The organism is Ornithinimicrobium sp. (genome assembly GCF_051004135.1).
Lineage (GTDB): Bacteria > Actinomycetota > Actinomycetes > Actinomycetales > Dermatophilaceae > Ornithinicoccus.
Genome location: NZ_JBPCKQ010000146.1, coordinates 1 through 24,919 on the forward strand (window position 1 = coordinate 1; position 24,919 = coordinate 24,919).

Sequence of the window (24,919 nt, forward strand, 5' to 3'; positions counted from 1 at the left end):
CGGCTCAACGTCTGGGGGTGCGTCAGTCCGCACACAGTCCGCAGAAAGTCCGCAACAGGCCCATATCCCCACCGCGCTCGTCAACGGCTACCAACGGTAAAAGTGCAGGTCACAGGCCAGAACCGTGACATAGCTGCTGGTCACAGAATCGGCGTGCCGTTACCCGGCGTATCGGTCGACTCATCCACGCCCGCCGGCCAGTCCGGCCGTCGTGGTCATCGACCTGACCGGTTGATCCGCCCCGAGGGTGAGGCCAGCCTGTGCTTGCTGGCACGCTCCCGTAGCCCCTCCTACCCTCGGGGCGTGACGATCTCGCAGCCCACCAGCGACGACATACGACGATGGCGGGGACACCTAGCGGAGGAACGCGGCACGACCGCCGTGTTGCGGCGGCTGGCGCAGCATCGCGAGGGGGAGGAGCGGGCCATCCTCACCGAGCTCGCGGACGCCGAGGAGCGGCACGCCGAGCACTGGGTGAGCCTGCTCGGTCAGCACGCGCACCCCGCCCCGCGCCCCAGCCTGCAGCACCGGGTGTGGACCGCGCTGGCCGGGCGCTTCGGCTGGGTCTTCGTCCTGGCACTGGTGCAACGGGCCGAGGCCGACACGCCTTATGAGGCCGACCAGGACGCGGCCCGCTCGATGGCCGCCGACGAGGCGATCCACGAGGAGGTGCTGCGCGGCCTGGCCGCGCGGGGACGAGCGCAGCTGTCCGGCAACTTCCGCGCCGCGGTGTTCGGCGCCAACGACGGGCTGGTCTCCAACCTCGCCCTGGTTATGGGGATGAGTGCGACGGGGGTCTCGGCGGGTGTCGTGCTGGCCGCCGGGATGGCCGGGCTGCTCGCCGGGGCCTTGTCGATGGGGGCGGGGGAGTACATCTCGGTGCGCTCGGCCCGGGAGCTGCTCGCCGCCTCCCAGCCGGCCGCTCACGCCGAGCAGGCCCTGGAGGACCTCGACGTCGACGTCAACGAGCTCGCGCTGGTCTACCGCGCCCGGGGCATGGCCGAGCCGGAAGCCCGGGAGCGGGCCGCGGACGTGCTGGACCAGACCAGGAACGGCGGGTCGGTGCCTACGGGGGCCGTGCCGGCCACGGAGGCCGACGTGGACGAGCACGAAGCGGTCGGCAGCCCGTGGGGCGCGGCCATCTCCAGCTTCTGCTTCTTCGCCTCCGGTGCGTCGATCCCGGTGCTGCCCTATCTGTTCGGGCTCGGCGGCGTGGCGGCGCTGGCGACCGCAGCCGTGCTGGTCGGGATCGCGCTGCTGCTGACCGGCGGCGTCGTCGGCCTGCTGTCCGGGGCCTCGCCGCTGCGGCGCGGGCTGCGGCAGCTCGCCATCGGCTTCGGTGCGGCCGCTGCGACCTACCTGCTGGGGCTGGCCTTCGGAGCCGGCGGCATCGGCTGACGCGCATCGGCGTCGAGCACGAGGTCGACCACCGGAATGACCTCGCTCAAGGCTTGGCCGGGCCATGCCCGTTCTTGGAGCACCGGCTGCAGGCGCGCCCACGCGTGCGGGTGCACCGCGGCATACCGATCGAGCGTGGCCTGCGGGTGGTCCGGCCCGAGGACCACCGCTCGCCCCGGGCGATGCTTGACCGCGCCGGAGGTGACCCGGATCCGCGGGTCGGTCGTGATGTTGCGGAACCAGTGGGAGGACCTGCCCAGACCCGAGACCACCCGCCAGGTCCGCACGTCGGGCCGGTCGACCACCTCCAGGACCACCTGGCGCAGCAGACCGGAGGTGCGGCCACGGTGCTCCAGCAGCACCAGCCGGGAGCCCAGCAGTCGGTCCGCGCCCAGCCGGCGAAGCAACAACGGGCTGCGCATCAGCCGCCGGTGGTGCAGGATCCGCGAGGCGAGGCCCATCTCAGAACTCGACAGGCCCTCGGTCCCGCAGATCGAGAACCTCGAGGCCGCCCTCGGCGCCGAACCGCTCGATGTGTCCCAGATACATGGTGCGCCCGGTGTCGTTGAGCAGCCTGTCGTGGATCGGGATCACCCGGCCCGGCGCGATCCGCCGGGCGAAGCTCACGGTGTCGGCGACCCGGGCCCAGGGTGCGTTGACCGGGACGCAGAGCAGGTCGACCTGCTGCAGTGCGTCGTCCTGCGCGTCCAGCGCGTCCCCCGGGTGGAAGAGCGTGGGCTCGCCCTCGGCCTGCACGACCAGGCCCAGGTTGTCGATCCGCGGCACGAAGTCGTGGATGAGCGCGTGCCGCTCGCCCACCGGGGTCACCCGGAGGTCACCGAGCTCGATGGCTGAGCCGCGCTGCATACGGCTGATCTGCTCGCCCAGCTGCGGCTCGGCCGCGGCGACGGTGTCGGCGGCGCCCGCCTCGAGGCACAGCTGGACCGCCGGGTTGTCGGCCAGCAGCTGCGGCAGGGCGGCGGGGTCGACGTGGTCGGGATGCTGGTGGGTGACGAGGATCGCGTCGAGGTCGCGGACGTGCCCGGCGTCGGAGAACGTGCCGGGGTCGATGAGCACCCGGCTCCCGGCAGCCTCGATCAGCAGGCACGAGTGGCCCAGGTGGGTGATCTGCATACCGCCACCGTATGCCGTGCGCTGGCCGGGTGCTCGGCTCCCGGCCCGGTGGTCGCGGCCGTAGCATGGTCGCCCGTGGAGTTCCTCAACGGCCTGGCGCCGACACACGACCTGACCTACAACGACGTCTTCATGGTGCCCGCGCGCTCCGGCGTCACCTCGCGGCTGGACGTCGACCTGAGCACGCCCGACGGGGTCGGCACGTCGCTGCCGTTGGTCGTGGCCAACATGACCGCCGTTGCTGGCCGCCGAATGGCGGAGACCGTGGCGAGAAGGGGCGGTGTGGTGATCCTGCCGCAGGACATCCCCGTCGCGGCGGTCGACTCGACCGTGGCGGAGGTGAAGGGCTCGCACCCGGTGTTCGAGACTCCGATCACGATCCGCCCCGGCGCCCCGGTGGCCCAGCTGTTGTCGGTGCTGGGCAAGCGGGCGCATCGGGCCGCGATCGTCGTCGAGGACGGGCGTCCGGTCGGGACGGTGACCGAGGGCGAGTGTGCTGAGGTCGACCGGTTCGCCCGGGTAGGCGACGTGATGTCCGAGCTGGTGCTGACGGTCGGTGCCGCGGTCGAGGTGCGGGAGGCGTTCGAGCAGCTGGAGACGGCGCGGGTCGCGCTGGCCCCGGTGGTGCAGGACGACCGACTGCTGGGCATGGTGACCCGCACCGGCCTGCTGCGCTCGGCGATCTATCGGCCCGCCGTGGACTCGCAGGGTCGGCTGCTGGTCGGTGCGGCCGTCGGCATCAACGGTGACGTGGCGGGCAAGGCCCACGGGCTGCTGGACGCCGGGGTCGACGTCGTGGTGGTCGACACCGCGCACGGGCACCAGGACAAGATGCTGGAGGTGCTGCCGAGCGTGGTCGCGGCTCGCGACGCCCACGCCGGGCAGAGCGGGCGCCGGGTGCCGGTCGTCGCCGGCAACGTCGTGGCGGCCGAGGGGGCCCTGGACCTGGCGCAGGCGGGTGCCGACATCGTCAAGGTCGGCGTCGGCCCGGGGGCGATGTGCACCACCCGGATGATGACGGGGGTCGGTCGTCCGCAGTTCTCCGCAGTGCTGGAGTGCGCGGCTGCCGCCAAGGAAGGGGGCGCGCAGGTCTGGGCCGACGGCGGCGTGAAGCACCCCCGTGACGTGGCGCTCGCGTTGGCCGCCGGTGCTGCGTCGGTGATGATCGGGTCCTGGTTCGCGGGGACCTACGAGTCGCCCGGGGACCTGATGCGCGACCCGGACGGTCGGTACTACAAGGAGAGCTTCGGGATGGCCTCGGCGCGGGCGGTGAGCCGGCGCACCCGCGACCTGTCCGCCTTCGACCGGGCGCGGTCCGCGTTGTTCGAGGAGGGCATCTCCTCCTCCAAGATGTACCTGGACCCCGAGCGTCCCGGTGTGGAGGACGTGATCGACCAGATCGTGTCGGGTGTGCGCAGCGCGTGCACGTATGCCGGGGCGCAAACCATCGGCGACTTCCACTCCCGGGCCGTGGTCGGCATCCAGGGGGCTGCAGGCTACGACGAAGGCCGGCCCCGCCACACCTCCTGGTGACCTGACCCGGCGGCGGCGGGCGGCCCCTTCGGCATAGCCCCTCGCGCTCAACGCAGACGGTCGGCCTCGGTGCAGACGGTCGGCCGCGTGACAGACCATCACTCTATAGCGCGATGTTCTGTCAGGGAGGCGATCCTGTGCGTCTGAGGCGACCACGGATGACCGGCGGCATGCCGCGCCCGGCCCGTCGCAGGGCTGGGATCTCAGGCGACCTTGGTGGCCCGGCGGCACGCGGCCTCCAGGAGCTCTCGGACTCTCTCCGGTTGCTTGAGGTCCGCCCACACCAGCCGGACCACCTCGTAGCCGAGGGCGCGCAGTCGATCCTCACGGGCCTTCGCACGCACCAACGCCCCGTGATCGGCAGACCCGTCGGCGGCGGCATACTTCTTCAGTCCGTCGAACTCGATGACCACAGGGTAGAACTCCAACAGGAAGTCGACCCGTGCGCTGAACTCCGGGCTTGTGGCGCGGATCTCCACCTGGGATCGGACGGAGTAGCCCAGGCTGCGCAACAGCAGCCGGGTGAGCGACTCACCGGGGGATTCGGCCTCGGGATCGGTGAGAGCCGTCGCCGCCGTCACCACTTCGTGACCGGGCCAGCCAGGGCAGACGCCAAGCATCTCCTCGATTCGGCTGGAGGCGACCAGGCCGGTATGCAGCCCAGCATCCAGGACGGCGACAGTTTGCCGCAGACCGTTCTCGGCAGCGATCCCCAAGATGGCATAAGCCGGCTCGATGACCCGCAGCCCGTCGCGGTCCTGGAGGCGCACCGATGGAAGACTGCGATGAATGGTGTGGGTTGTGCTCCGCCGATGCTGTCCCGGACCCTCCCGCACCAGATGTACCCGCCGAGGAATGGCGCCGAGCCAGGGAAGTGACCAGGCAGCGGCGGTGGAATGATGGCTCAGCGCGAACCCGCTCGGAAGCAGCGCAAGCACGCCACGGGCCCGGAAGCAGTGTTGCTCCTCGGACGAAGCAGCGCGGAAGGCCGCACCGTCGACATACGCGCCTCTGCACCGTCGGAAGAGCTCGCCCTTGGCGACCAGTGCGCGAAGATCACGCGGCGAGACGCCGAGCTCGGTCGCCGCAGCCGCCGTGATGACGTGGCGGCGGCTGTCCATCAAGAGGCGTAAAGCGGAGTCCATCGGCTCAGCATGGCCCTCCTGCAGGCCTCCGCGCTGAACGCGCTCTGCAGCCGGTGGACAACGATGTCGGCGCTCGGTGACGGCCGGGGTGACATCGACGTCTTGGGGTGTCTCAGCACAGCGCTTGCTATCCAGAGGATTGCCCAAGGTGCAGAGCATCGCTCTGTAGCGCGATGTTCTGCACTTAAGCCGATGGCCTGCGCCGAAGGCGAGGGTCTTGGCGGCGGGGGCGGCTCGGCGGCCGACGTGTGGGTGGCGAGGAGGTCAGGAGCGGTGGTGGCTGGCCAACCAGGCCGCGCCGATGATGCCGGCGTCGTTGCGCAGCTGCGCCGGCACGATCGGGGCGCGCAGGTGCAGGTACGGCACGTACTTGTCGCTCTTCTTGGAGACGCCACCGCCGATGACGATCAGGTCGGGCCAGAGCAGGTCCTCGATGTGCCCGAAGTAGCGCTGCAGCCGCTCTGCCCACTCCTCCCAGGACAGGTCCTCCTTCTCCCGGACGCTGTTGGCGGCCCAGGTCTCGATGTCGTCGTTGCCGTCGAGGTGCAGGTGGCCGAGCTCGGTGTTGGGCAGCAGCTCGCCACCGAGGAACATCGCTGTGCCGATCCCGGTGCCCAGGGTGGCCACCAGCACGGTGCCTTCGTTGCCCCGGCCGGCGCCGTAGTGCATCTCCGCTGCACCGGCCGCGTCCGCGTCGTTGACCACGATCACCGGTCGGCCGATGGCTGCGCTGAACATCGACTCCGCGTCGCTGCCGATCCAGGACTTGTCGATGTTGGCGGCGCTGCGCACGGTGCCGTGGTGCACGACCGCAGGCACCGTGATGCCCACCGGGGAGGACTTGTCGATGTCCTTGGAGAAGTCGTCGACGATCTGTGCCACGATCTCGGCAACCGCCTCGGGGGTCGACTCCTTCGGGGTGTCGATGCGCTTGCGGTCGGTGGCGAACTCGCCCTCGTCGAGGTCGACGGGGGCACCTTTGATGCCCGAGCCGCCGATGTCGATACCGAGCACGTGCTTCTTGGCCATGCTTCCTCCTGGACGTCGTCGTCGATGCGAAGTCGCGGCCGGTCAGGGCAGGGTCAGGATCTCCGGGCCGCTCTCGGTGATCAGGATGGTGTGCTCGAACTGCGCCGAGCGGGCGCCGTCCGCGGTCACGATCGTCCACCCGTCGGGCCATTCGCGCCAGTCCGGGGTCCCCAGGTTGAGCATCGGCTCGATGGTGAACGTCATCCCCGGCTCGATCACCGTCCCGTAGTCGGGCGCCGCGTCGTAGTGCGGGATGACCAGCCCGGAGTGGAAGGCCTCACCCACGCCGTGCCCGGTGTAGTCGCGCACCACGCCGTAGCCGAACCGCTTGGCGTAGGACTCGATCACCCGGCCGATCACGTTGACCGCCCGCCCGGGTCGAGCCGCGCGGATCGCCCTGGCCAGCGCCTCCTGCGTGCGCTCCACCAGCAGCCGGGACTGCTCGTCGACCTCCCCGACCAAAAACGTCGCGTTGTTGTCGCCGTGCACCCCACCCAGGTATGCCGTGACGTCGACGTTGCACAGGTCACCCTCGGCCAGCGGCCGGTCGTCGGGGATCCCGTGGCAGATCACCTCGTTGACCGACGTGCACAGCGACTTGGGGAAGCCGCGGTAGCCCAAGGTCGAGGGGTAGGCGCCGTGGTCGAGCAGGAACTCGTGGCCGATCCGGTCGACCTCATCGGTGCTCACCCCGGGCGCGATGACCCGGCCACACTCGCCCAGGGCCTGCGCGGCGACCCGGCCGGCCACCCGCATGGCCTCGATCACCTCGGCGCTCTTGACCTCCGACCCGGTGAACGGCGTCGGCCCGGGACGGCCGACATACTCCGGACGGGCGATGGAGCTGGGCACGTCGCGGCGCTCGGAGACCCGGCCGGGGGACAGAGTTGCGGAGGCGGTCGGCATGCGGTGAAGTCTAGGTGTCGCCCCACCCACCAGGAGGATCGGATGCAGTATTGGTTCAACGTCGACAGCCACGAGGTCGAGGCGCACGACGACCCCAAGCGGGCCCGGGCCGCGCAGCTGATGGGCCCCTACGACACGCACGCCGAGGCGGATCAGGCGCTGGCCAAGGCGGCCGAGCGCACCGCAGAGTGGGACGAGCAGAACCGCAAGGACGACGGCTGGGACGACAAGGACTCGTCCTGAGGCGCCTCAGAGTCCGCGGAGCAACACGTCGACCGCATACTCCCCGGTGAAGGGGCCGCCCTCCCAGGTGCCCCACCGGGCCCGCAGCGACAGCCCGGCATCGGCATACGCCCGCTCGATCGCATCCAGCGGCGTCACCGGGCAGCCGCCGGGGAGGTGCTCGCTGTCCAGACCGTAGCCGGCGAGCAGCAGGCCACCGGGCTCGAGCAGCGCGGTCAGTGACCGGACCGCGTCCGGCAGGCTGCCCTGCGCGAGCAGCGGCAGCAGGTTGCCCGCTGCCAGGACCAGGTCGACCGGTGCACCGTGGTATGTCGTGACGTCGGCCTGCACCCACGTCGGCTCGGGCGAGTCAGCGGGGCCGGTGCGTCGGCGGGCGATCTCCAGCATCCGAGGGTCGTTGTCGACCCCGGTGACCCGGTAGCCGAGATCGGCGAGCGGCCAGGTGATCCGGCCGGTGCCGCAGCCGGCGTCGAGCACGCCGCTGCCGGCCGGCACCAAGCGCGCGACCAGGTCGGCCTCGGCGTGCACGCTGCCCCCGGCGGTGCGGACCTGCTCCAGGTTGTCGGCCATCCGGCGGTCGTAGCCGGCGACCTGCTCGTCGTCGGCGAGGTCCTGCCAGCGGGTGCTCACCGGCTCAGCTTGGGCAGCACCTGCTCGCCGAAGACCTCGATCCACTCCCGCTGGTTGCGGCCCACGTTGTGCAGGTAGATCCGGTCGAAGCCGAGATCGACGTACTGCTGCAGGTGCGCGCGGTGCTCGTCGGGGTCGCTGGAGATGACCATCCGACCCTCGAAGTCCTCCGCACGGACCAGCGCCGCCATGGCGGCGAAGTCATGCGGGGAGCGGATGTCGGCCTTGGCGAACTTCATCCCCCCGTTGGGCCACTCGGTCACGGCGTTGCGCAGCGCCTCCTCATCCGTCGGCGCCCAGGACAGGTGCACCTGCAGCACTCGCGGCATCGTGTCCGGGTTCTTGCCGGCCTCGCGGGCGCCCTCGGCGAACTTGCCGAACAGCATCTCGATCTTGTCCAGCGGGGCGCCGACGGTGATGATGCCGTCGGCCAGCCGCCCGGTCTTCTTGGCGTTGAGCGGCCCGGCGGTGGCGACCAGGATCGGCGGGGCCTGCTCGGGCATCGTCCAGATCCGGGTGGTCTCCATCGTGAAGAACTCACCGGCGTGTTTGACGTCCTTGCCGGCCAGCGACCCGGCATACAGCTTGTTGATCAGCTCGACCGCCTCGAACATCCTCCGGGAGCGCTCGCCGGCCTCGGGCCAGTAGCCGCCGACGACGTGTTCGTTGAGCGCCTCGCCGGCGCCGACGCCGAGCCAGGACCGGCCCGGATACATCGCCTCCAGGGTGGCAGCGGCCTGGGCGACCATCGCCGGGTGCCAACGGAAGCTGGGGCAGACCACGCCCGGGCCCAGGTCTCCGGTGGTGCGCTCGCCGACCGCGGTCAGCACGTTCCAGACGAACGCCGCCTGGCCCTGCTGGGGCACCCACGGCGCGAAGTGGTCGGCCGCCATGCAGCCGGAGAAGCCGTGCTCCTCGGCGTATGCGGTGAGCGCGACCGCCTCGGTGGGGTGGAACTGCTCCAGCATCGCGGCGTAGCCGATCGTCAGGTCGCTCATGACCTCCAGCGTATGCCGTGTGCGCGGCCGGCTGGGGGCGCGTCGGTAGCCTGGCCGGGTGGATGACCTGCTGGCCGAGCACGTGCTGCGCGCCGTCGAGCAGATCCCGCCGGGCCGGGTGGTCTCCTACGGTGACATCGCTGCTCTGGTCGGCATCGGGCCGCGACACGTCGGCAACGTGCTGCGCCGCTTCGGCTCCGACGTGCCGTGGTGGCGGGTAGTGAGCCGAGACGGCGACTTCGGCGGCGACCTGCTCACGCGGGCGAGGCCGCGTTGGGCTGCCGAGGGGATCGCGGTCAAGGCCAACGGGCTCGGTTGCCGGATCGCCGACTACCGGGCCGACCTTGCGGACCTGGACACGGCATACCGCAAGGCTGTGGCAAACCTGCCACCCGAGTGACGCCCACGTCTCCGAGGCCTCAGGCCTCAGGCCTCGGGGACGTGGGCGTGCAGTTCGGCCAGCCAGGCCGCGGCGTTGCCGTCGGACGGCGCCCGCCAGTCGCCCCGCGGCGAGAGCGCGCCCGCCGTGGAGACCTTGGGACCGTTGGGTAGCGCCGACCGCTTGAACTGGCTGAAGCCGAAGAATCGCTGCAAGAACACCTCCAGCCACCCCCGGATCGTGGCCAGGTCATAGGCGTGCCGCCGCTCGTCCGGGAACCCCGGCGGCCAGGCCCCGCCCTCCACGTCGTGCCAGGCGTGCCAGGCCAGGAAAGCGATGCGGCTGGGCCGGAACCCCCACCGGATCACATGGTGCAGGTGGAAGTCCTGCAGCTCGTAGGGCCCGATCACGGCCTGCGTGCTCTGCGGCTGCTCGTCCTCACCCGCCGGCACCAGCTCGGGGCTGATCTCGGTGTCCAGGACCGCCTGCAGCAGCTCGCCGACCTCGTCCTCGAACTGCGCGGAGTCGATCACCCACCGGATCAGGTGCTGGATCAGCGTCTTGGGCACACCGGAGTTGACCGTGTAGTGCGACATCTGGTCGCCGACGCCGTAGGTGCACCAGCCCAGCGCCAGCTCGGACAGGTCGCCGGTGCCGAGCACGATGCCGCCGTGGTGGCCTGCCAGCCGGAACAGGTAGTCGGTGCGCAACCCGGCCTGGACGTTCTCGAAGGTGACGTCGTATGCGGGTTCGCCGGCGGCGAACGGGTGGCCCAGGTCGCCCAGCATCTGCCGGGCGGCCGGGGTGATGTCGATCTCCTCGAAGCTCACGCCCAGCGCACGGGACAGCGCGGTGGCGTGGGTCTTGGTCTGCTCTGAGGTGGCGAACCCGGGCAGGGTGTAGGCCAGGATGTCGCTGCGTGGTCGCCCGAGCCGGTCCATCGCGCGCGCCGCGACGATCAAAGCGTGGGTGGAGTCCAGGCCCCCGGACACCCCGAGGACGACCTTGGGGTCGCCGATTGCGGTGAGCCGCCGCTCCAGCCCGGCGACCTGGATGCTGTAGGCCTCGTAGCAGTCCTGTGCGAGCTGGACCGGGTCGTTGGGCAGGAACGGGAAGCGGTCCACCTCGCGCAGCAGTCCGATGTCGGTATGCGGTGGCGCCAGGGTGAACTCGACCGTCCGGAAGGGGGTCGCTCGCCCGGCCCGGGACCGCGCGTTGTCCGCGAACGTGCCCATCCGCACCCGGTCGGCCCGGATGCGCTCCAGGTCGACGTCGGCCACGCAGCGGTGCGGCCCCTGGGCGAAGCGCTCCGACTCCGCCAGCAGCACGCCGAGCTCGTGCACCATGGACTGTCCGTCCCAGGCCAGGTCCGTCGTCGACTCGCCCTCCCCGGCGGAGGTGTAGACGTAGGCGCACAGCTGGCGGGCGCTGGCCTGGGCGCACAACGCGTGCCGCTGCGCCGACTTGCCGATGTTGATCGGGCTGCCGGAGATGTTGGCCACCACGGTCGCTCCGGCCAGCACGGCCTGCGCGCTGGGCGGCACCGGCACCCACGCGTCCTCGCACACCTCGACGTGCAGTGCCAGGCCGGGCACATCGGTCGCCGTGAAGATCAGGTCGGGACCGAACGGCACGTCGGTGTCGCCGATCCGCAGGGTGGCGCCGTGCAGGTCCGCGCCCGCCGCGAAGTGCCGCGGCTCGTAGAACTCGCGGTAGTTGGGCAGGTAGGACTTGGGCGCTACCCCGAGGACCCGGCCCCGGTGGATCACCACCGCGCAGTTGTAGAGCGACAGGCCGTGCCGCAGGGGTGCCCCGACGACCAGGACGGGGAGCAGGTCGGCGCTGGCCTGCACGATGACGTCCAGACCGGCCAGCACGGCGTCGAGGACCGGGTCCTGCAGCAACAGGTCGTCGATGGCGTAGCCGCTGAGTCCGAGCTCGGGGAAGACGGCCACGGCGACGGACTCCTCGTGGCAGGCCCGAGCCTGGGCCAGGGTGCGCTCCGCGTTGGTCGCGGGGTCGGCGATGGCCAGCGGCAGCGTGCACGCGGCCACCCGGGCGAACCCCTGGTCGTAGGCACTGACGAACTCCACCCGCGCATTGTCGCAGCCCCGTCCCCTCCCCGCCGGTGACGGCATACGGCAGGATGGCGGGCATGGACCGTCAGCAGGAGTTCGTGCTCCGCACCATCGAAGAACGCGACGTCCGCTTCGTGCGGCTGTGGTTCGCCGACATCCTCGGCGCCCTGAAGTCCGTGGCCGTGGCACCGGCCGAGCTGGAGCAGGCCTTCACCGAGGGCATCGGCTTCGACGGCAGCGCCATCGAGGGGTTCACCCGGGTCTACGAAGCCGACATGGTCGTGCAGCCCGACGCCGCCACCTTCCAGGTGCTGCCCTGGCGGGGCGACAACCCCGGGACGGCGCGGATGTTCGCCGACATCCGGATGCCGGACGGCACGCCCTCGATGACCGACTCGCGGCACGTCCTGCGGCGGTCGCTGGACATCGCGACGGACCGGGGCTTCACCTTCTACACCCACCCGGAGATCGAGTTCTACCTGTTCAAGGAGCCCTACGAGCCGGGCACGGTGCCGATCCCAGTGGACCAGGCCGGCTACTTCGACCATGTGGCCCGCGGCGACGGCCATGACTTCCGGCGGGCAGCGATCACCATGCTCGAGGAGATGGGCATCTCGGTGGAGTTCAGCCACCACGAGGGCGGGCCGGGTCAGAACGAGATCGACCTGCGCTACGCCGACGCGCTGTCGATGGCCGACAACATCATGACCTTCCGCACGGTGGTGCGGGAGGTGGCGCTGCAGAACGGCGCCTTGGCCAGCTTCATGCCCAAGCCCCTCGCGGGCCAGCCGGGGTCCGGGATGCACACGCACGTGTCCCTGTTCGAGGGTGACAACAACGCGTTCTACGAGCCGTCCGCCGACTACGAGATCAGCCAGACCGGGCGCCGGTTCGCGGCCGGGGTGCTGCGGCACGCCCGGGAGATCAGCGCGGTGACCAACCAGTGGGTCAACTCCTACAAGCGGCTGTGGGGTGGCGGCGAGGCACCGGCCCACGTGTGCTGGGGGCACAACAACCGCAGCGCCCTGCTCCGGGTCCCGATGTACTCCATCGGCAACCCGCACTCGCGGCGCCTGGAGATCCGCTCGATCGACTCGGCCTGCAACCCCTACCTCGCCTACGCGCTGGTGCTGACCGCCGGGTTGAAGGGCATCGAGGAGGGCTATGACCTGCCCGACGAGGCGGAGGACGACGTCTGGGCGCTGACCGACGGGGAGCGCCGGGCGATGGGCATCGCGCCGTTGCCCCAGTCGCTGGGCGAGGCCGTGGCTGTCATGGAGGAGAGCGAGCTGGTCGCCGAGACGCTCGGCGAGCAGATGTTCGACTTCTTCCTTCGCAACAAGTGGCAGGAGTGGTCGGACTACCGGTCGCAGGTCACGACCTTCGAGCTGGATCGCTACCTGGTGCGATTGTGAGCGAGCGCAGTGCCGGGGACACCGCGACGGCGGTGGCCGCGCTGGCCCGCGCCGGCTTCGTGCAGACCCGCCGCGCCAGCAGCCTGATCGCCACGGCGCTGGACCATCTGCGAGCCGACACCGACGAGGGTGCCCTGGTCGCTGACCTGGGGGCGGTGGCCGACCCCAACGAGGCCGCCCTGGCCCTGGTCCGGCTGGTGGAGCGCGACGAAGGCGCGGCCGACGTGCTGTCCCGGGAGGGGGTGTCTCGGCGACGCGTCCTTGCGGTGCTGGGTGCCTCGACCGCCCTGACCGACCACCTGGTCAAGCATCCCGAGCACCTGCGCGATGTCGCGGATGCTGCTGCCCCGGATCCCGCCGCGGTAGTGGCGGCGGTGCGCGGCCTCACCGGGCGCGCGGGCGCCGACGCCTTGCGGGTGGCCTACCGCAGGCAGCTGCTTCGGGTTGCGGTCGCCGACCTGACCGCGGACGACCCCCTGGCGGCCCTTCCCGCCGCGGCCGCCGCGCTGGCTGAGCTGGCCGGCAGTGCGGTCCAGGCCGCTCTGCACCTGGCCTGCGCCGAGGTGGAGGGCTCGGGCGCCTGCCGCGTCTCGGTCGTCGGGATGGGCAAGTGCGGCGGGTGCGAGCTCAACTACGTCAGCGACGTCGACGTGATCTTCCTCGCCGCCCCCGCCGACGGTGTCGAGGAGGCCCTCGCGTTGCAGACGGCGACCCGGGTGGCCAGCGCCGTGATGCGGATCTGTGGACAAGCGACCGGCGAGGGGTCGCTGTGGCCCGTGGACACCGCCCTGCGACCGGAGGGCAAGGACGGGCCCCTGGTGCGCTCGCTGACTTCGCACCGGGAGTACTACCAACGGTGGGCCAAGACCTGGGAGTTCCAGGCCCTGCTCAAGGCCCGGGTGATCGCCGGGGACGCCGGGGTCGGGCAGGAGTGGCTCGACATGGTCTCGCCGCTGGTCTGGGAGGCGGGGCACCGGGAGGGCTTCGTCGAGGACGTGCAGGCGATGCGACGCAGGGTCGAGGACAGCGTCGCCCCCGGTGAGGCGGATCGACAGCTCAAGCTCGGTCCGGGGGGGTTGCGCGACATCGAGTTCAGCATCCAGCTGCTGCAGCTGGTGCACGGCCGCGCCGACGAGTCGCTGCGCTCGGGCACCACCCTGGAGGCGCTGCAGTCGCTGCGCGACGGCGGCTACGTCGGCCGCAGCGACGCCGCGGCCCTGGACCAGGCCTACCGTCTGCTGCGCGTGCTGGAGCACCGGGTGCAGCTGCACAAGATGAGGCGCAGCCATCTGATGCCGACCGGCGAGCTGGACCTGCGCCGGCTGGGCCGCTCTTTGGGGGAGCGGGGTGAGCCGGGTCGCAGCATCGAGACGCGTTGGCGCTCCGAGCAGCGGGAGGTGCGACGTCTGCACGAGCGGCTCTTCTATCGTCCGCTGCTGGTCGCGGTGGCCCGGCTGAGCGCCGACCATCAACGGCTGTCGCCGGAGGCGGCTCGGACCCGGCTGGCGGCCCTGGGCTTCCGGGACCCCGCCGGAGCGATGAGCCACCTGGAGGCGCTCACCTCCGGCGTCTCCCGGCGGGCTACCATCCAGCGCACCCTGCTGCCGGTGATGCTCGGCTGGTTCGCCGACGGTGCCGACCCCGACGCCGGGCTGCTGGCGTTCCGGCAGATCAGCGACGCGCTGGGCTCCACTCACTGGTACCTGGGCATGCTGCGGGACGAGGGCAGTGCCGCGCAGCGCCTGGCGAAGGTGCTCTCGACCAGCCGGTATGCCGTGGATCTGCTGATCAAGTCGCCGGAGACCGTGGCGCTGCTCGGCGACACCGCCGGCCTGACGCCCCTGTCGAGGGAGGCGCTGGAGGCCCGGATGGCGGCGGCCGTGCAGCGGCACGACGCCGGCGTGGACGGCTTCGCGACCGTCCGGTCGGTGCGCGCGCGCGAGCTCGTCCGGGTCGTGCTCGGTGACCTCGTCGGTGAGGTGCCGGAGGCCACCGTGCGGCTGGCGCTGACCGACCTGACCGACGTCTACCTGGCCGCCGGTCTGGACGTCGCCCGACGGGTCGTGACCGAACGGCGCGGGCACCCTCTGTCGGTCGAGATCGTGATCGTGGGGATGGGCCGTCTTGGCGGCCGCGAGCTGGGCTACAGCAGCGACGCGGACGTCCAGTACTGCTACCGGGCCGACTCATCGGCAGCGGAGTCAGGATCGTCCGGAGCGGACCACGGCCAGCAGGCGGCAGACGTCATCGCGGAGCTGCGCAAGGGGTTGGGTGGCCACGGGCCGGACCCCACGCTGGAGCTGGACGCCGGGCTGCGCCCCGAGGGCCGCGCCGGTCCCCTGGTGCGCAGCTTCGACTCCTACCAGGCCTACTACGCCCGCTGGTCCGCCGGCTGGGAGTCCCAGGCGCTGCTGCGGGCCCGGGTCATCGCCGGCTCCGCGGAGCTGGCGACGGACTTCGTCGAGGTGATCGACCCGCTGCGCTGGCCGGAGGCCGGCCTGAGCAACGCCGCGCTGCGCGACCTGCGCAAGCTGAAGGCGCGGATGGAGGCGGAGCGACTGCCCCGCGGAGCCGACCCGCGCACCCATCTCAAGCTCGGGATGGGTGGGCTCACCGACGTGGAGTGGGTCGTGCAGCTGCTGCAGCTGCAGCACGCCCACCGCCTCCCGGGACTGCGCACGACCGGCACCCTTCCTGCCCTGCAGGCGGCGGTCGAGGCCGAGCTGGTCACACCCGGCGACGCGCAGGTGCTGCGGCAGGCCTGGGCCCTGGCCTCCCGGCTGCGCGACGTCGGGGTGGTCTGGCGGGGACGGCCGGTGGACTCGGTCCCGAGCAACCACCGGGACGCCGACGGGATGGCCCGGATCCTGGGTCGTGGAGCAGGGCACGGAGGCGAGCTGGCGGGGGAGTGGCGACGTCAGGCCCGCCGCAGCCGGATGGTCGTCGAGCGCCGGTTCTACGGCCAGGACCTGCCCGCCCGCCCGAGTCGCTCGTACCGCCTGCGCCGTTCGTAGGATGGCCCGGTGACTCCGACCGAGCGGCCCGGCAGCCGTCCTGCAGCCGTGACGCAGGGCCTCCTGCTCACGGCGGGTCCGGTGGAGGAGGTCGCCGACTGGGCGGCCCGTGGAGTGGTGCCGGTCGTCGTCGCACCCCTGGGGGAGCGCACGGTGCTGGTTCCGCAGGATCGCCCGGCGGTCCGGGCTCCCTATGACGACGCTGCCACGCTGTGCGCCGCCCGACCGGCGCCGGTGCGGGCGGCTCCGACCCTGGGCTGCTGGCTGATCGGCGAGCGCGCCGTGCTCACCGTCCAGTCGCGGCACCGGCGCAGGCAGGTCAGCTGGGTGGTCTGGGATCCTGAACACGGGGTCCTGCGCCCGCCCGGCATCGAGCGGGCGTCCGCGCGCCCGGTCGTTGCTGCGGCCGGTGGTGGCTCCCGCGCCGAGCTCACGGCGATGCTGGCCGAGTTGCACCACCCGCCGGTGCGGCTGCTCCAGGCGGTGCTCGACATACTCGGGCTGCCCGGTGCCCACCTGCTGGCGGCCCCCCGGGCAGCCCAGGACCTCCCCGGCGCTCGTGTCCTGCTGCCCGATCGGAGGGAGGTCGGCTACTTCGAGGACGCCGTGCGCGACGCCGTGCTGCTGCGGCGTGAGCTCGGCGCAGAGGTATGACGTCGCTCACCTTGCTCCCCGCGATCGACGTCGCGGGTGGGCGGGCCGCGCAGGTCGTCTCCGGCGTGGCCGACCCACGCGCGATCGCACAGGCGTGGGCGCAGGCTGGGGCGACCTGGCTGCACCTGGTGGATCTCGACCGGGCCCGTCGGACCGGGGGCGACAACGCAGCGGTGCTGACCCGGTTGGTGCGGGAGTCGCCGGTGCCGGTGCAGGTCTCCGGGGGGATCGCGGACCAGGAGAGCCTCGAGGTAGCCCTGGCCACCGGAGCCGCACGGGTCAACCTGGCCAGTACGGCCCTGCTCGACCTGGAGTGGGTGTGGGCGACCGTGCGACGGCACGGCGAGCGGATCGCGGTCGGGATCGACGTGCAGGGTGGCGCCGTGGTCGCGCGCGGGGTCGACGTGCGGATCGGGGAGGTCGATGACGTCTTGCGCAGCCTGTCCGGTCTGCCGGCGGCGACCTTCGTGGTCGCCGACGCCTCCCGGGACGGAGCGCGCACCGGGGTCGACGCGGACCTCTTCCGCGAGGTGGCGCAGCGGCTGGGGTCACCGGTCGTCGCATCCGGTGGTGTGCGCGACCTCGGTGACATCCGCGCGCTGCGTGCGCTGACCGGCAGCGGGGTCACCGCCGCGATCCTGGGGGCCGCGCTGTACCACGGCACGTTCACACTCGGCGAGGCGCTGGTGGCGGCCCGGTGAGCGGCGGACGCTTCACCGGGCACGACCCGCAGCAGGGGCACGCCACCGCGGGCGTGCCGTGGGCGGGGCGCACCCTGACCGGCCCGGGCTTCGACGGCGACTCCGGCAGCGCCGACCCGGCACTGCTGCGCGTCTTGGCCGACCCCTCGGACGAGATCGCCCTGGTGGGGGCGGTCAGCCGGGCACGCCTGCTCGTGCCGGTGGTCGCGCTGCCGGGCGAGACGGTCGCTGTCAGCGAGGCGAGCGGTGCTTCGCACGGCGAGCCGGGGGCGGGAACCCCGAGCGGACTCCGCGCCGATGCCAGCAGCGACATGGCAGCCGTGACCCTGGTCGCCCCGGACGGCGCCCGGGCGTTGCCGGCGTTCACCAGCCTCTCGGCCTTGGCCGCCTGGGACTCGACGGCCCGACCGGTGCCGGTGACGGCGCAGCGTGCCGCGCTGGCAGCCGTACAGGAGAGCTGTGGCACCGTGCTGCTCGACCTCGGCTCGGAGCACGGGGCCGGTCGCGGCGGCTATGCCCTACGGTCCTCGATGGTCTGGGCCTTGGCCATGGACCGGCCCTGGCAGCCCGCGCACCTCGACTCCGCCGTGGACTCGGCGGTGGCAGCTGCGTTGACCGTCGAGAACGCGGCCACGGCATACACCTTGGCCGCGGGCTCGCACGGCGCGCTGCAGGTCACCCTCACCCTGGGCCCGGGGCTCCGCCGCGACGAGGTGCAGGCCCTGGTCACCCGGGTCGGCGAGCGGTTGGCCGCGGACGGGGAGGTGCGCGCGCGCATCGACGCGCTGAGCTTCACCCTGCGCGAGGACTGACGCGTCGCACCCACCGTTGTGCGCGCGACTGGGGGTTGCGCAGGGTGCGTCCGCGCGCACAACGGTCGTCAGGTCAGCGGGAGATGCCGGCCTCCGCCATGGCCTGCTCGTCCTCGCCGCCCGGGTTGGCGGCGCCGACGCCCTCGCGCACCTTGGCCTCGATCCGGGCCCCGGTGTCCTCGTCGACGTTCTTCCAGTAGCCGAAGGCGCGCTCGAGCACGTCGCCCTTGACGCCGCCGAGCAGGTGACCGGCGACGGTGTCGACGAAGTCGGCCCGCTGCTGGTCGTCCCACACCTCGCGCACCAGGTTGCCGGCCTGGGTGAAGTCGTCGTCGTCCGGACGCAGCGTGTAGGCCTGACGCACCATGGCGCCGTCGGCCTCCCAGGACTCCTCCATCTCACCGGTCTGGTCGGCATACCCGCGGCCCTCGCTGTTGGGCGCGTAGACGGGGGCGTCGCCGCTGTGCTGGTAGGACATCGCACCGTCGAAGGTGTAGGTGTTGTGGTGCTGCGCGTTCTTCGGCTGGTTGACCGGCAGCTGCAGGTAGTTGGGGCCGATGCGGTGCCGGTGCGTGTCGGCATACGCGAAGGCTCGGCCCAGCAGCATCTTGTCGGGGGAGAAGCCGATGCCCGGGACCAGCGCGGAGGGCTCGAAGGCGGCCTGCTCGATCTGGGCGAAGAAGTTGTCCGGGTTGCGGTCAAGGGTCATCGTGCCGACCTTGATCAGCGGGTAGTCCTCGTGCGGCCAGACCTTGGTCAGGTCGAAGGGGTTGAGGTGGTAGGTCTTGGCGTCCTGGTACGGCATGACCTGCACGTGCAGGGTCCAGCTCGGGTGGTTGCCCCCCTCGATGGCGTCATAGAGGTCGCGGCGGTGGAAGTCGGCGTCCTCCCCCGCGATGCGGGTGGCCTCCTCGCCGCTCAGCCCGTGCACACCCTGGTCGCTGTGGAAGTGGTACTTCACCCACGACTTCTCACCGGCCTCGTTGATCCACAGGTAGGTGTGCGAGCCGTAGCCGTTCATGGTGCGCCACGAGGCGGGGATGCCGCGGTCGCCCATCAGGTAGGTCACCTGGTGCGCCGACTCGGGGTTGAGGCCCCAGAAGTCCCACTGCATGTGGTTGTCGCGCAGTCCATTGCCGCCGCGGCGCTTCTGCGACCGGATGAAGTGCGGGAACTTCATCGTGTCGCGGACGAAGAAGACCGGGGTGTTGTTGCCGACCAGGTCGTAGTTGCCCTCCGTCGTGTAGAACTTCAGCGAGAACCCGCGGGGGTCGCGCCAGGTGTCGGGGGAGCCCTGCTCACCGGCGACGGTGCTGAAGCGGGCCAGCATCTCGGTGCGCACACCCGACTGGAAGAGCCCGGCCTTGGTGTAGGCGCTGACGTCCTCGGTGGTCTCGAAGACCCCGAACGCGCCACCGCCCTTGGCGTGCACGTTGCGCTCCGGCACGCGCTCGCGGTTGAAGTGCGCCATCTGGTTCAGGAAGTGCACGTCGTGCAGCAGGATCGGGCCGTCGGCGCCCATCGTGAGGCTGTTGCGGTCACTCGGCGCGGGGGAGCCGGTGTCGGTCGTCGAGCCGGTGCCGGGCGCCGACGTGGGGGTGGGCTGGTCGGTCATGTCATCTCTCCTCGGGTGGTGGTCTGTGCGGTGTTGTTCTGGCAGGCGGGGCACTGGCCCCAGTAGATGATCTCGGCCTCGTGCAGGGTGAATCCATGCACCGACGGCGGTTGCACACAGGGGGGCTCACCGGTCGCGCAGGGCACGTCGACGAGCACTCCGCAGGTGCGGCAGGTGAGGTGGTGGTGGTTGTCGCCGCGCTCGATCTCGTAGCGGGCCGGTGAGCCGGCCGGCTCCACCCGGCGGATCAGCCTGGCCTCGCTCAACACCCGGAGCACGTCGTAGACGGCCTGCACCGACACCGAGCCCAGCCGGTCGCGCGCGGCGCGGGTCAGGCTCTCCACATCGGCATGCGGGTCGGCACGCACGCTGTCCAGCACGGCTCCGCGGGGAAGGGTCACCCGCAGGCCGGCCCCCCGCAGGGCGTCGCGGCTGCTCGTGGTGCCGATGGTCACAGGCTCACCCAACCACGCATTCTGGAATGACTCAAGTATGCGGTCTCCGGGCGACGGCGAACACGCGCCGGAACGGCAGCAGGACCCCTTCGGGTCGCGGGGGATAGGCCCGGGCGAGCCGCTGCCGGAACTCCGCTTCGAAGCGCGGGCGCAGGCCCTCCGGCAGAGCCTGCAGGGTGGGCCGGGCACCGGTACCGGACACCCACGCAAAGACGGGGTCGGCGCCCTGCAGCACGTGCAGGTAGGTCGTCTCCCACGCGTCCACGGTGCAGCCCAGTGCGGAGAGGGTCTCGAGGTAGGTCTGCGGGTCGTGGGAGAGCGGTGCCCCGACGCCTGCCGTGTGCGCGGCATACGGCTCCTCGGCGGCCAGCTCGCGCCGGATCGTGTGACTCGGCTCGTCGTGGTTGCCCGGCACCTGCAGTCCCAGCCAGCCACCGGGGCGGACTTGGGCAACCAGCCGGGGCAGCAGCTGCAGGTGTCCGGGGACCCACTGCAGAGCGGCGTTGGTGATGAGCACGTCCACCGGCTCCGGCGTCGTCCAGGTGCGCAGGTCGCCGAGCACGAACCTCGGACCCGGCACCTGCGCGGCCGCCGCGATCATCTCCGGCGAGGAGTCCACTCCCACGACCTCGGCTCCCGGCCACCGCTGGGCGAGCAGTGCGGTGAGGGTGCCGGGCCCGCACCCGAGGTCGAGCACCCGGCGGACCTGCTCGGCAGGTATGCGGGCCAGCAGGTCGACGAACGGACGACCCCGTTCGTCGGCGTAGGTGAGGTAGCGTCGCGGATCCCACGAATCAGGCGAGCTGCTCACGACTCGCCTCCCCCTCTTGCCGACCGACTCGGTGACTTCGTCCACCGGGGCAGGGCTGATAGCCTGTCCACAGACTACGTGTCCGACGGCCGGTGACGGCTGTGGGATGCGGTGCAAGCGAGGCCCTGAGTCTCCACCCGCGCCGACCGCCCAGGTCGCCGGGTCAGCGGTGCGAGGGACCGGACGTGACCCACACGATTCGGCGGGCGACGGCATATCGTCGGAGTTTCCCTCGCGCTCAGCTCAGGCCTCCCATGCACCCCGTGCCGGGAGGCCTTTTCCGTGCCCGGGGGTCGGCACATCCGACATGACGAAGGAGCATCCACATCAGCGATCCTCGCATCAACGACCGCATCCGGGTCCCGGAAGTGCGGTTGGTTGGCCCCAACGGTGAGCAGGTCGGGATCGTGCGCGTCGAGGACGCGCTGCGCCTGGCCGCCGAGGCCGACCTCGACCTCGTCGAGGTGGCCCCGATGGCTCGGCCCCCGGTCGCCAAGCTCATGGACTTCGGCAAGTACAAGTACGAAGCCGCCATGAAGGCGCGGGAGGCCCGCAAGAACCAGGTCAACACCGTGATCAAGGAGATCAAGCTCCGCCCCAAGATCGACGCGCACGACTACGGCACCAAGAAGGGCCACGTCGTCCGCTTCCTCAAGGGCGGCGACAAGGTCAAGGTCACCATCATGTTCCGCGGGCGGGAGCAGTCCCGGCCCGAGCTCGGCTTCCGGCTGCTTCAGCGGCTCGCCGAGGACGTCGCCGAGCTCGGCTTCGTCGAGAGCGCGCCCAAGCAGGACGGACGCAACATGGTGATGGTCCTGGGGCCGGCCAAGAAGAAGACCGAGGTGCGCAACCAGAAGCGCCGCGACGCCGAGCGCGCAGCGGAGCCTGACGACGACGAGGCCGCCGCCCCGGAGTCCTCCGAGGTCTCGACGGGCTGAGCCAGCAACACCCCACCGCAGCGGCGCCATCCCGGCGCGCACCGCCGGTTCACAGCACGCACCGAAGCAGAGCCGGGCCACGCCCGGCACGACAGCAAGGAGACCGGCAGATGCCGAAGATGAAGACGCACAGCGGGGCCAAGAAGCGGTTCCGGGTGACCGGTTCGGGCAAGATCATGCGCCAGCGCGCCCGGCACGTCCACAAGTTCCAGGAGCGCAGCTCCAGCGCCGCCCGACGGCTGGCCAACGACACCGTCGTGGGCGCCGCGGACACCCGGAAGGTCAAGAAGCTGCTCGGTCGCTGACCGCAGCACGCACGGCCTCACCGGCACCCTCCCACTACCCCACCGATCGACAGGAGTACTCACGTGGCACGCGTGAAGCGGGCGGTCAACGCCCATAAGAAGCGCCGGGTCGTCCTCGAGCGCGCCAGCGGCTATCGCGGGCAGCGTTCGCGGCTCTACCGCAAGGCCAAGGAGCAGGTCACCCACTCGCTGGTCTACAGCTACAACGACCGCCGAGCCCGCAAGGGGGACTTCCGCCGGCTCTGGATCCAGCGCATCAACGCCGGTGCCCGAGCCCACGGCATGACCTACAACCGCTTCATCCAGGGCCTGAAGGCCGCTGACGTCGAGGTCGACCGTCGCATGCTCGCCGAGCTGGCCGTGCAGGACGAGGCTGCCTTCGCCACCCTGGTCCAGCTCGCCAAGGACAACGTCCCGGCGCAGCCCTCCGGCGACTCCTCCGCCGCCTGAGCGCGGTGTCCGACGCCCCAGGCCCTGGGATCGACCATTGAGTGCTGACCCGCCGTTGCTGGACAACCCTCGCAGCGACCGGGTCGGCTCGATCCGGGCCCTGGGGCGTCGTGCTGCCCGTGACCGGCACGACCGGTTCCTGGTCGAAGGGCCGCAGGGGGTGCGCGAGCTGCTCCGGCATGCGGGGCACCGGGCCGAGGCGGTCTACCTCACCCCCGAGGCGGCGGCACGGCATACCGAGATGGAGGAGCTGGCCCGTGCTGCCGGGGTGCACCTGCAGCGGAGCACCGAGCAGGTGCTGGCCGAGATGGCCGACACCTCGCACCCACAGGGTGTCCTGGCCGTGGCCACCCGGATGCATGTCACGGCAGAGCAGGTGCTCGCCGACCTGGGCCCGGACGACTTCGTCGTGGTGCTGGCCAACGTCCGCGACCCGGGCAACGCGGGCACCGTCATCCGCGGCGCCGACGCCTTCGGCGCCGCTGCCGTGCTGGTCAGCACCGCCAGCGTCGACATCAACAACCCCAAGGTGGTGCGCTCCAGTGTCGGCTCGCTGTTCCACCTGCCGATCAGCACCGGAACCCCGCTGAGCGAGCTGCTCAGCATCTGCCGGGACGCCGGGTTGCGCCTGCTCGCAGCGGACGGCGCCGGTGACACCGCGCTGCCGGCGGTCGACCTGTCGGGCCCGCACGCCTGGGTCCTCGGCAACGAGGCATGGGGGCTGGAGCGGACGACCCTGGCCCTGTGCGACGAGGTGGTCTCGGTGCCGATCGTGCGAGCCGAGTCGCTCAACCTGGCGATGGCCGCGACCGTGTGCCTGCACGCCTCGTCCGCTGCCCGTCACAACGGCTGACCCACGCCCGCGTCTGGGCAACGTGATGCGCCCACCGCGTAGGTGGTGGCGTCAGCCATGGCTCACCGCCTCGATGAACGCACGGTGCGACCGGGTGATTCGGGGGAGCTCATCCAGATAGATCTTGCGCCCACTCCTGGGCCTCACCCGGGATGGTCTCGCCACCCCGAGCCACAAAGTCGACCTACAGCGCCATGTATGACGCTGGAGGTGGCCTCAAGTGGCTGGGGGTGGAGAAACTGCGTCGAGAAGTTGGCGGCTTGCTGCCTAGACTGGCGCGCGTGTCCGCACCCCACCCGAGCGACGACCCCGTCGAGGGTTCCGCCCTCGACCCGGCCTCGATCGAGCGCAGCGTCGCCGACGCCCTTGCCGCGATCCGGGCCGCCCGCACCCTGGAGCAGCTCAAGGTTGCCCGCCTCGCGCACGCCGCGGAGCGGTCGCCGCTCGCGCTGGCCAACCGTGAGATCGGCGCGTTGCCCCCCAGTGCCAAGGCCGAGGCCGGCAAGCGGGTCGGGCAGGCCCGCGGCACGGTCAACCAGGCTCTCGCCGCCCGCCAGGGCGAGCTGGAGGCCGAGCGCGACGAGCGGATCCTCGTGGAGGAGGCGCTGGATCTCAGCGCGGCCTCCGGGCGTCACCCGTTGGGCCGGCGGCACCCGCTCACCCTGACGGCCGAGCGGATGGCCGACGTCATGGTCGGGATGGGCTGGGAGATCGCCGAGGGCCCCGGCGTCGAGGCCGAGTGGCTCAACTTCGACGCGCTCAACTTCGACAAGGACCACCCGGCGAGACAGATGCAGGACACCTTCTTCGTCGAGCCCGGTGACGCGGGCCTCGTGCTGCGCACGCACACCTCCCCCGTCCAGGCGCGCTCACTGCTCGATCGGGGTGTCCCGCTGTATGTCGCGGTGCCGGGCAAGACGTTCCGCACCGACGAGCTGGACGCCACGCATACCCCGGTCTTCCACCAGATCGAGGCGCTGGCCGTCGACAAGGGGCTGACGATGGCCCACCTGCGCGGCGCGATCGACCACTTCGTCACGGTGATGTTCGGCGAGGGCACCCGGACGCGGGTGCGGGCCTCCTACTTCCCCTTCACGGAGCCCTCGATGGAGACCGACTTCGTGTGCTTCGCCTGCCATGGGGAGGGCCGCGTCGAGGACACCTCCGGGACCCCCGGCGCGTCGGGCTCGTGGGTGGCCTGCCGCACCTGCGGTGGCTCGGGCTGGATCGAGCTCGGCGGGTCCGGCATGGTCAACCGCAAGGTGCTGGCGGCCTGTGGCATCGACCCCGACGTCTACACCGGGTTCGCCTTCGGCCTCGGCATCGAGCGCGCCCTCCAGCTGCGCTCCGGCGTGACCGACATGAGGGACATCGTCGAGGGCGACATCCGCTTCTCGCAGCAGTTCGGGATGGAGGTCTGACG

Annotated in this window: 25 protein-coding genes; 14 read left to right on the forward strand and 11 right to left on the reverse strand. The window is 71.5% G+C overall.

Annotated elements, in window-relative coordinates; genetic code table 11:
* The first annotated feature begins 303 nt into the window (after nucleotides 1-303).
* Entirely contained in the window at nucleotides 304-1,398 is a 1,095-nt protein-coding gene (locus ACR2FV_RS09810; RefSeq protein ID WP_434015512.1) for a VIT1/CCC1 transporter family protein, read from the forward strand.
* On the opposite strand, the gene ACR2FV_RS09815 is transcribed toward ACR2FV_RS09810, so the two are convergent.
* Together ACR2FV_RS09815 and ACR2FV_RS09820 are read right to left on the reverse strand one after the other, a co-directional pair.
* Entirely contained in the window at nucleotides 1,356-1,859 is a 504-nt protein-coding gene (locus ACR2FV_RS09815; RefSeq protein ID WP_434015513.1) for a nitroreductase family deazaflavin-dependent oxidoreductase, read from the reverse strand. The genes ACR2FV_RS09810 and ACR2FV_RS09815 overlap by 43 nt on opposite strands.
* A 1-nt stretch (nucleotide 1,860) precedes the next feature.
* On the reverse strand, nucleotides 1,861-2,532 hold the full coding sequence (locus ACR2FV_RS09820; protein ID WP_434015514.1) for an MBL fold metallo-hydrolase: 672 nt from the start codon (nucleotides 2,530-2,532) through the stop codon (nucleotides 1,861-1,863).
* A gap of 75 nt (nucleotides 2,533-2,607) precedes the next feature.
* On the opposite strand from ACR2FV_RS09820, the gene ACR2FV_RS09825 reads away from it, so the two are divergent.
* Nucleotides 2,608-4,065 (forward strand): GuaB1 family IMP dehydrogenase-related protein, encoded by a 1,458-nt coding sequence (locus tag ACR2FV_RS09825; RefSeq protein ID WP_434015536.1) that lies wholly within the window; start codon nucleotides 2,608-2,610, stop codon nucleotides 4,063-4,065.
* A 203-nt stretch (nucleotides 4,066-4,268) separates the two neighbouring features.
* On the opposite strand, the gene ACR2FV_RS09830 is transcribed toward ACR2FV_RS09825, so the two are convergent.
* From ACR2FV_RS09830 to map, 3 genes are all read right to left on the reverse strand, one after another.
* Nucleotides 4,269-5,210: a type IV toxin-antitoxin system AbiEi family antitoxin domain-containing protein gene (locus ACR2FV_RS09830; RefSeq protein ID WP_434015515.1), complete on the reverse strand. Its 942-nt coding sequence runs from the start codon at nucleotides 5,208-5,210 to the stop codon at nucleotides 4,269-4,271.
* Between the two features lie 264 nt (nucleotides 5,211-5,474).
* A complete protein-coding gene (gene ppgK, locus ACR2FV_RS09835) occupies nucleotides 5,475-6,239 on the reverse strand; it encodes a polyphosphate--glucose phosphotransferase (RefSeq protein ID WP_434015516.1) in 765 nt (254 codons plus the stop codon).
* A 42-nt stretch (nucleotides 6,240-6,281) separates the two neighbouring features.
* Complete coding sequence (gene map / locus ACR2FV_RS09840; RefSeq protein WP_434015517.1) at nucleotides 6,282-7,145, reverse strand: type I methionyl aminopeptidase; 864 nt, start codon at nucleotides 7,143-7,145, stop codon at nucleotides 6,282-6,284.
* A 42-nt stretch (nucleotides 7,146-7,187) separates the two neighbouring features.
* Here map and ACR2FV_RS09845 point away from each other — a divergent pair, with 42 nt between their 5' ends.
* A complete protein-coding gene (locus ACR2FV_RS09845; RefSeq protein ID WP_434015518.1) occupies nucleotides 7,188-7,388 on the forward strand; it encodes a methionine aminopeptidase in 201 nt (66 codons plus the stop codon).
* 6 nt (nucleotides 7,389-7,394) lie between these two features.
* Here the strand turns inward: ACR2FV_RS09845 and ACR2FV_RS09850 are convergent, their stop codons facing one another.
* Together ACR2FV_RS09850 and ACR2FV_RS09855 are read right to left on the reverse strand one after the other, a co-directional pair.
* Nucleotides 7,395-8,018: a class I SAM-dependent methyltransferase gene (locus tag ACR2FV_RS09850; protein WP_434015519.1), complete on the reverse strand. Its 624-nt coding sequence runs from the start codon at nucleotides 8,016-8,018 to the stop codon at nucleotides 7,395-7,397.
* Complete coding sequence (locus tag ACR2FV_RS09855) at nucleotides 8,015-9,016, reverse strand: TIGR03557 family F420-dependent LLM class oxidoreductase (protein ID WP_434015520.1); 1,002 nt, start codon at nucleotides 9,014-9,016, stop codon at nucleotides 8,015-8,017. Before ACR2FV_RS09855 ends, ACR2FV_RS09850 begins: the two co-directional genes overlap by 4 nt.
* 58 nt (nucleotides 9,017-9,074) lie before the next feature.
* Between ACR2FV_RS09855 and ACR2FV_RS09860 the strand changes: the two genes are divergently transcribed.
* Nucleotides 9,075-9,416 carry an MGMT family protein gene (locus tag ACR2FV_RS09860; protein ID WP_434015521.1) on the forward strand — a complete coding sequence of 114 codons (342 nt, stop codon included), beginning with the start codon at nucleotides 9,075-9,077 and terminating at the stop codon, nucleotides 9,414-9,416.
* A gap of 26 nt (nucleotides 9,417-9,442) precedes the next feature.
* Here the strand turns inward: ACR2FV_RS09860 and ACR2FV_RS09865 are convergent, their stop codons facing one another.
* Nucleotides 9,443-11,488, reverse strand: coding sequence for an NAD(+) synthase (locus ACR2FV_RS09865; RefSeq protein WP_434015522.1), 2,046 nt, complete (start codon nucleotides 11,486-11,488; stop codon nucleotides 9,443-9,445).
* A gap of 62 nt (nucleotides 11,489-11,550) precedes the next feature.
* Between ACR2FV_RS09865 and ACR2FV_RS09870 the strand changes: the two genes are divergently transcribed.
* From ACR2FV_RS09870 to ACR2FV_RS09890, 5 genes are read left to right on the forward strand one after another with little or no spacing between them, the layout of a single operon-like run.
* Entirely contained in the window at nucleotides 11,551-12,888 is a 1,338-nt protein-coding gene (locus tag ACR2FV_RS09870) for a glutamine synthetase family protein (RefSeq protein WP_434015523.1), read from the forward strand.
* The gene (locus tag ACR2FV_RS09875) at nucleotides 12,885-15,902 is read left to right on the forward strand and encodes a bifunctional [glutamine synthetase] adenylyltransferase/[glutamine synthetase]-adenylyl-L-tyrosine phosphorylase (protein WP_434015524.1); all 3,018 of its coding nucleotides are present in this window, start codon (nucleotides 12,885-12,887) and stop codon (nucleotides 15,900-15,902) included. The genes ACR2FV_RS09870 and ACR2FV_RS09875 overlap by 4 nt, the downstream gene beginning before the upstream one ends.
* 9 nt (nucleotides 15,903-15,911) lie before the next feature.
* Nucleotides 15,912-16,556, forward strand: coding sequence for a hypothetical protein (locus ACR2FV_RS09880; RefSeq protein ID WP_434015525.1), 645 nt, complete (start codon nucleotides 15,912-15,914; stop codon nucleotides 16,554-16,556).
* The gene (locus ACR2FV_RS09885; RefSeq protein WP_434015526.1) at nucleotides 16,553-17,257 is read left to right on the forward strand and encodes a HisA/HisF-related TIM barrel protein; all 705 of its coding nucleotides are present in this window, start codon (nucleotides 16,553-16,555) and stop codon (nucleotides 17,255-17,257) included. Before ACR2FV_RS09880 ends, ACR2FV_RS09885 begins: the two co-directional genes overlap by 4 nt.
* Nucleotides 17,254-18,069 carry an SseB family protein gene (locus ACR2FV_RS09890; protein ID WP_434015527.1) on the forward strand — a complete coding sequence of 272 codons (816 nt, stop codon included), beginning with the start codon at nucleotides 17,254-17,256 and terminating at the stop codon, nucleotides 18,067-18,069. Before ACR2FV_RS09885 ends, ACR2FV_RS09890 begins: the two co-directional genes overlap by 4 nt.
* A 73-nt stretch (nucleotides 18,070-18,142) precedes the next feature.
* Here the strand turns inward: ACR2FV_RS09890 and ACR2FV_RS09895 are convergent, their stop codons facing one another.
* From ACR2FV_RS09895 to ACR2FV_RS09905, 3 genes are read right to left on the reverse strand one after another with little or no spacing between them, the layout of a single operon-like run.
* Entirely contained in the window at nucleotides 18,143-19,684 is a 1,542-nt protein-coding gene (locus ACR2FV_RS09895) for a catalase (RefSeq protein ID WP_434015528.1), read from the reverse strand.
* On the reverse strand, nucleotides 19,681-20,151 hold the full coding sequence (locus ACR2FV_RS09900) for a Fur family transcriptional regulator (protein WP_434015529.1): 471 nt from the start codon (nucleotides 20,149-20,151) through the stop codon (nucleotides 19,681-19,683). Before ACR2FV_RS09900 ends, ACR2FV_RS09895 begins: the two co-directional genes overlap by 4 nt.
* Before the next feature lie 19 nt (nucleotides 20,152-20,170).
* Nucleotides 20,171-20,950, reverse strand: a complete 780-nt coding sequence (locus tag ACR2FV_RS09905; RefSeq protein WP_434015530.1) for a methyltransferase domain-containing protein — start codon at nucleotides 20,948-20,950, stop codon at nucleotides 20,171-20,173.
* A gap of 368 nt (nucleotides 20,951-21,318) precedes the next feature.
* On the opposite strand from ACR2FV_RS09905, the gene infC reads away from it, so the two are divergent.
* The 5 genes from infC (at nucleotide 21,319) to pheS (ending at nucleotide 24,917) form a co-directional block, all read left to right on the forward strand.
* Entirely contained in the window at nucleotides 21,319-21,888 is a 570-nt protein-coding gene (gene infC, locus ACR2FV_RS09910; protein ID WP_434015531.1) for a translation initiation factor IF-3, read from the forward strand.
* 110 nt (nucleotides 21,889-21,998) lie between these two features.
* Entirely contained in the window at nucleotides 21,999-22,193 is a 195-nt protein-coding gene (rpmI, locus tag ACR2FV_RS09915) for a 50S ribosomal protein L35 (RefSeq protein WP_434015532.1), read from the forward strand.
* A gap of 63 nt (nucleotides 22,194-22,256) precedes the next feature.
* Nucleotides 22,257-22,643, forward strand: a complete 387-nt coding sequence (gene rplT / locus ACR2FV_RS09920) for a 50S ribosomal protein L20 (RefSeq protein ID WP_434015533.1) — start codon at nucleotides 22,257-22,259, stop codon at nucleotides 22,641-22,643.
* 37 nt (nucleotides 22,644-22,680) lie between these two features.
* Nucleotides 22,681-23,496, forward strand: a complete 816-nt coding sequence (locus ACR2FV_RS09925) for a TrmH family RNA methyltransferase (RefSeq protein ID WP_434015534.1) — start codon at nucleotides 22,681-22,683, stop codon at nucleotides 23,494-23,496.
* A 281-nt stretch (nucleotides 23,497-23,777) separates the two neighbouring features.
* Nucleotides 23,778-24,917: a phenylalanine--tRNA ligase subunit alpha gene (gene pheS / locus ACR2FV_RS09930; protein WP_434015535.1), complete on the forward strand. Its 1,140-nt coding sequence runs from the start codon at nucleotides 23,778-23,780 to the stop codon at nucleotides 24,915-24,917.
* Nucleotides 24,918-24,919: the final 2 nt, after the last annotated feature.

What these genes read in the sequence shown, in the direction of transcription:
- ACR2FV_RS09815 (WP_434015513.1), bottom strand. Translation starts at nt 1,859, where the DNA reads ATGGGCCTCGCCTCGCGGATCCTGCACCACCGGCGGCTGATGCGCAGC.
- ACR2FV_RS09820 (WP_434015514.1), bottom strand. Translation starts at nt 2,532, where the DNA reads ATGCAGATCACCCACCTGGGCCACTCGTGCCTGCTGATCGAGGCTGCC.
- ACR2FV_RS09830 (WP_434015515.1), bottom strand. Translation starts at nt 5,210, where the DNA reads ATGGACTCCGCTTTACGCCTCTTGATGGACAGCCGCCGCCACGTCATC.
- ppgK (WP_434015516.1), bottom strand. Translation starts at nt 6,239, where the DNA reads ATGGCCAAGAAGCACGTGCTCGGTATCGACATCGGCGGCTCGGGCATC.
- map (WP_434015517.1), bottom strand. Translation starts at nt 7,145, where the DNA reads ATGCCGACCGCCTCCGCAACTCTGTCCCCCGGCCGGGTCTCCGAGCGC.
- ACR2FV_RS09845 (WP_434015518.1), top strand. Translation starts at nt 7,188, where the DNA reads ATGCAGTATTGGTTCAACGTCGACAGCCACGAGGTCGAGGCGCACGAC.
- ACR2FV_RS09855 (WP_434015520.1), bottom strand. Translation starts at nt 9,016, where the DNA reads ATGAGCGACCTGACGATCGGCTACGCCGCGATGCTGGAGCAGTTCCAC.
- ACR2FV_RS09870 (WP_434015523.1), top strand. Translation starts at nt 11,551, where the DNA reads ATGGACCGTCAGCAGGAGTTCGTGCTCCGCACCATCGAAGAACGCGAC.
- ACR2FV_RS09885 (WP_434015526.1), top strand. Translation starts at nt 16,553, where the DNA reads ATGACGTCGCTCACCTTGCTCCCCGCGATCGACGTCGCGGGTGGGCGG.
- ACR2FV_RS09895 (WP_434015528.1), bottom strand. Translation starts at nt 19,684, where the DNA reads ATGACCGACCAGCCCACCCCCACGTCGGCGCCCGGCACCGGCTCGACG.
- rpmI (WP_434015532.1), top strand. Translation starts at nt 21,999, where the DNA reads ATGCCGAAGATGAAGACGCACAGCGGGGCCAAGAAGCGGTTCCGGGTG.